This is a genomic window from Maribacter sp. 4G9 (genome assembly GCF_002742265.1).
Classification (GTDB): Bacteria; Bacteroidota; Bacteroidia; order Flavobacteriales; family Flavobacteriaceae; genus Maribacter.
On record NZ_MDGL01000196.1, the window covers coordinates 1 to 5,294 of the forward strand.

The 5,294-nt window shown below is 34.5% G+C and carries 3 protein-coding genes; all 3 read right to left on the reverse strand.

Annotation, left to right across the window (positions count from 1 at the left end; translation table 11 throughout):
- Positions 1–304: 304 nt before the first annotated feature.
- Genes BFP75_RS21210 through BFP75_RS21220 form a run of 3 tightly spaced genes read right to left on the reverse strand, consistent with a single transcriptional unit; the run spans position 305 to position 4,799 of the window.
- On the reverse strand, positions 305–2,773 hold the full coding sequence (locus tag BFP75_RS21210) for a DEAD/DEAH box helicase (protein ID WP_099547323.1): 2,469 nt from the start codon (positions 2,771–2,773) through the stop codon (positions 305–307).
- A complete protein-coding gene (locus tag BFP75_RS21215) occupies positions 2,770–4,599 on the reverse strand; it encodes a site-specific DNA-methyltransferase (protein WP_099547324.1) in 1,830 nt (609 codons plus the stop codon). Before BFP75_RS21215 ends, BFP75_RS21210 begins: the two co-directional genes overlap by 4 nt.
- Positions 4,599–4,799 carry a helix-turn-helix domain-containing protein gene (locus BFP75_RS21220; RefSeq protein WP_099547325.1) on the reverse strand — a complete coding sequence of 67 codons (201 nt, stop codon included), beginning with the start codon at positions 4,797–4,799 and terminating at the stop codon, positions 4,599–4,601. Before BFP75_RS21220 ends, BFP75_RS21215 begins: the two co-directional genes overlap by 1 nt.
- Positions 4,800–5,294 lie beyond the last annotated feature (495 nt).

Sequence of the window (5,294 nt, forward strand, 5' to 3'; positions counted from 1 at the left end):
GTCCTATACTGAGGACTACTATTACTGAAAAACGTCTAAGAAAAAGAGGTTACGAAAGTATGCTGGCGTACTACCTTAGTGTAAAGTTCTGATATAACGAACCGCCGTGTACGAGACCCGTACGCACGGTGGTGTGAGAGGCGCAGTCCGTTCCTAACTAGGGGCGGACCCGTCTACTCGATTACCTGCTGGCTTTATTTTTTCGTTCGTCTGTCAGCGTTGGCAAAGACATACTCTTTTGCAATTTTTGGCTTGTGTGTCGGCTGGTGCGAATTGCAAATGTGTATGGCTTTTAGCGTTGGCATTAGTCAAACAGTTTATTAAATGGTTTCCAATTTTCTGTCAATTTCCCTGGCGTATAATCGTAGTCAAATTTCACTCCATATTCCGCTTTCGGTTCTTCAACTCCGTTTACTGTCGGTTCTAATAAATACTTTTCGTTATTGAAATAATACCATTGGTTATTCTCTAGCACTACAAGTCCGCCAACATATTTTCCGCCATTTTCATTTAATTCTTTCAGTTTGTTAGCAAGTCCTTCAGCACGTCCTTCTGGGTTTTGTGCTGTCTGTCCACTTTTCGTGTCAAATATTCCAATTCTTCCGTCTTTGAATTTTAAAATCCAATCAGGGTAGAAAAGAGCTTCCTCTTTTTTCGCTGTATTATAATATTTCAAGCAATAAAATTCCTTTCCTGAATCTCCATTTTTAAACCACCAATCTAATTTGTCTTTTTTCTGTTCGAGGTAGTTCAAGAATTTCAATTCATTGTCTCGCCCTTTGTATTCTTTTTTCAAGTAGAAAGGTTGGATTGCACTTAATTCAGAAGTTCCTTCTTGTGTGGTTAATTCAGCATAATCTTCTGTAAATGTGTATTCTTCTTTAATTTCAAAAAGTGGTGCTTCTCGTTTTTCAATGTCTTTTTTACGCTTTTCAAGATATTCCTTTTTCACAGGATAATATTCTTTCAAAGTTTTGGTTAATGCTTGTCTGAAAATACTTGACTGCTCTTTGTTTAAGTCGTTTATTAAAATGCGGTAATACAAATTGCTGTCTTGGTCAAATATGCTTTTAAACCAAACTCTGAATGCTGATTTTAAAGGCGACCAAGAACGAGAAACGTTTGAAACTTTAGCTTCCGTTTCTGTTTGTTCCGATAAAAGCTGAAAACAAAACCAATTAAATAATTTTTCTACATCATTTCTTGAAATTTCGTAATCTTCTTCGTGTCCTTTTTTGGCAAAGTCTAAATTGATTTTATCATAGTCTGTAAACTCTGCATCAACAATCAATTTATTGGTCAATGTTGGGTTTATATCAATGCCTTTTGCTTGAATTTTTTCTCGCATAATGGCTGGGTGGTCTTGCTCTTCAAAATCAAAATAATTGTCAAATGATTTTAAGAAACCCATTTGAAATTTTACTGCGTGACCTAAATCGCCATAATCAACACGAGAAACAAAATCAGAAAACAAGTCTTGTATATTTTCTAAATCGTCCTTTCGTTTTGAAGTATAGATAAATGGTTTGTTTTTAGTTCCTTGGTCTGGGATTTCTACATCATTACGCTTGTAGTTGGTGTATAAATACCCTGTTCTTAAATTCGGATTGTTTTTGTAATCGTCTTTACGATTTGGTTCTGCCATTCGCAAAATCCTACCAATAGTTTGAACATAAAAGGAAGCCGAATTAATCTCTCTGAACATTACCAAAATATGAGCTCTCGGACAATCCCATCCTGTTCCTGCTGCTTGTTTGAAAAGCATAAAATCCACATCACTTTCATTATGCGTAATGAAGTCCATATTTTTTTGCTTTCCGTCAAACCATAAAGCAACTTTTCTGTCAATGTCGATTTTCTTTTTTTGCAGGTAATCCAAAACAATTTCTTCTTTGGTTTTTTGTCCTGCGTCTTTTAAACGACTGTCGTCATTTGGTAATTGGATTAAAACCAACGGATTTATGTCTTTACCCAAAGTTTTATATTCTGCTTTGAGTTCTTGTTGGCGTTCAATAGCTAAATCTAAAAGCAATTCGTCTAAATCTTTGTTTGGATATTTTGCTAAATCTTCTTCGGTTTGAACTGCGATTTTTTCTTTGATTAATCCTTCTTCAACTACTTCTTCACGTTTAACCCCAACATATCCTGCTGTTCCATCTTCAATTTCGTCAATGCCTGGAATGTTTTTAGGCGTGGCAGAAACATTGAGAATTACTTTTGGATTAATAATGTCAATTACTTCTTGGGCTAAATCCGTATCTCGGTTTTTATGGCTTTCGTCAATGATTAAGACAAATTCTCTACCTTCTTTATGTGTGTTTTCGATTAAGTCCTCAAAATAGTAACCTTGCTCTTTTAGAAATTCTTCTTCGTCTGGTCGTCTTAATAATCTGCTTTCTTTTTTAGAAGCGACCAACTTTTGCCAATTGATAAAAAGAATATCATTTTTGTAGAGTTTACCTTGTTTAAAATCGTTTACCGTAAGCAAACCATTTTCAAGATTGGTATCAAAATACTCGTGAAATTTGTCTTTGCTTTGCATTGCCAAATCCTCTGAAAACGTAATCCAAATAAAGGCTTTATCATAATCCCAAGTTGGCATACCGTTTAGGCTATGCACAAAATTGGCAACCATAAAAGTCTTACCACTTCCTGTTGGTGATTTGAATGCTAAAAGTCTTTGCGTTTCTGTGTTACCCCACAATTTTGTAAATGTGGAAACTAACTTATCTATGGCTTTCGTTTGAAAGTTTAATGGACTATATCTGCTCATACGGTTACTATATTGTAAATCTTTTTGTAAATCTCTAAAATGGGTTGCGGAATGGTTTTGATAGTTATGTGTTCCAAATGGTCGAAAAGAGCCTCAAACTCACTTCTATTTCCCCAACTAAACAGATACAATGCGATTGGTTTATCTATTTTTTCAACTTTTTCTAAAAAAGTTTCCATTTCGGTCATTTCTTCTTTGAAATAAATGGCTGTTACTTTTTTGTGGTTTTCAAAAAGTTGATAACAAGTGCTCAATTCTATTTCTTCCAAAGTATTTTCTGCAATTGAAAGCAAACATCCTGCTTTGTGTGCTAATGAAGATTTATCTTCATCTGTTGCTGAAAGAATATTATTGGAACCTACAAAATCTGTTTTGTAATATTTTAAAGAGTTTCCAAGGCCTTCAATTTTGTTTTTCTTTAAATCTTTATACCCTATAATAATATTTTTACTTCTTGGGTAAGTAACTTCGGTACATATATTACCTTCATCATTTGTGCAGATAATATTTTGAATTTCATAACCTTGATTGTTCAAATCCAAACAGGCGTGAAGTGTAGTACCTGAACCTGCAAAAAAGTCCATAACAGTTGATTTCTTGTCTGTTGATAATTGAATTAAGTCTTTAATTAAATCAACTGGTTTGGGTGCTTTAAAACTATTGTTCGGTACAATATTTTTCAATTGATTTGTTCCGTTACCGCTACTATAAACAGGTTTATAGAAGAGAGTTTTTGGTTTCTTTGAAGGTAAATCGCCAAGTTCTGGTCTCTGTTTTTTATTAATAGTATAGTCTCCGTTAGAATTAACGATAATGTTGTATGGTTCGTCTAACATCTTTTTTCGACTCCATCTCCAAGTCATATATGAACCACTTGTGATAGGAAGAATAAATGAGTAGCCTAATTCTTCATATTTTTCTTTTAAAGTGGCTATGAAATCATCATTAAAATTTTTAGTTTCTTTATCATATATTAATTCATATTCTTCATCAGTAATGTGGTTAACCTTATGAGTTTCTTTGTCAAACAATAATGGAAAAAAAAGATTTGCTCTCTTTTCTCTTGGTGCATTTTCGCCTGTTGATTTTAAGTTAGCTCCTTTCTTATAAAACCCGATTTCGTCTTCTTCCCATTTCTCCAATTCTTCTTCATCTAAATCAAATTGATTGAATTTACATTTAGATATATCTTTTGCAAATACAACTGTATATTCGTGAGTACCCGCAAATGCAAATTGGTCTTGATTACCTTTTAGGTTCATTACTGTTGGTAGTATTGCAACTTGGTTGTAACTACCAAAAACCTTTGCACAGAGTAAAACAAGATTTGCTACTTCGTTATCGTCAATGCTTATTACGATTTTACCTGTGTCTTTTAGTAAGTCTTTTGCTAAATCTAATCTTTTGTACATAAAAGAAAGCCAATAACTGTGTCTTAAAGGTGAGTCTTTCGGTACAGTAGTTCCATCAGGAAATTTGTCAATTATTCTTTTGTCTTTATATGTGAATCCGTCCTTTCCTGTGTTGTAAGGTGGGTCAATATAGATTAGGTCAATTTTGCCTTTGTGTGTGTAGTTTAAGCAAGTAAGAGAATGATAATTGTCGCCTTCAATTAAAATGTGGGTTGGCTTTCCATCCTCATTTTTTATGGCTTTTTCTTTTACTTCTGTCAAAATTGGAAGTTGGTTTTCGCTTTCTTCCTCAAATGCTTCTGGCACGTCCAACCAAGTAATTCCGTATTTCTCGGTTTTAATTCGGTTGTTGGCAACTTCTAATTTCTTTTTTAGTGCCTCTATTTCAGCATATAGTTCCTTTTCTGTCGCCATTAGTTATTCTCTTTGTTAGATATTATCAATTCTTTCACGTCAATATCCAAAATGTTTGCAATCTCCATTAAGGTTTCCAATCGTGGTTGTTGTCGGTTTTGTGCATAAGCATTAACCATATTGTAACTTTTTCCAAGTTTTTCAGCCAACCAAGTTTGCTTAATCCCTTTCTGTTCCAACACTTCCTTAATTCTGTTCATTTCAGACGTTGTTTATTCAGTCGCTAAAATAGTTAGTTTATTTTAAATATCTCAAAAAACTGTGTATAAACTGTAATTATTCTGTGTGGGTGGCGGTGGGGAAGGGCAAGCTCTTTTGGTTTTTCAGCGTTGGGTTTAGCGTTGGCAAAAACCAAATGTGCTTGACCGTGCGGTGGCTCTTTTTTCAGCTTGCAGGTAACGTGATTGTGTATGGTTAGTTGCGGGAAAGTACACGATTATTATTCCGCAATGTAATATAGTGAATTGTAAGAAAAGATCCTGCTCTTAGCCAACAGTAGCAATTAATTATACACGGTGTGTGTGCCCAGTATGGGCATCTTTATCTTATAGCAATATAAGAATTTATTTAGAGGGTGTAAGTCCCTTATGCGCTGGAGTAACGTCTGGAAGCATTAGTAAGTCGCAAGGGTGGTAACCGCGAGGTTACACCTGAAGAAAGCGAGACTACAAAACTCGGTACTGACGAACAGGAAC

What these genes read in the sequence shown, in the direction of transcription:
- BFP75_RS21210 (WP_099547323.1), bottom strand. Translation starts at nt 2,773, where the DNA reads ATGAGCAGATATAGTCCATTAAACTTTCAAACGAAAGCCATAGATAAG.
- BFP75_RS21215 (WP_099547324.1), bottom strand. Translation starts at nt 4,599, where the DNA reads ATGGCGACAGAAAAGGAACTATATGCTGAAATAGAGGCACTAAAAAAG.
- BFP75_RS21220 (WP_099547325.1), bottom strand. Translation starts at nt 4,799, where the DNA reads ATGAACAGAATTAAGGAAGTGTTGGAACAGAAAGGGATTAAGCAAACT.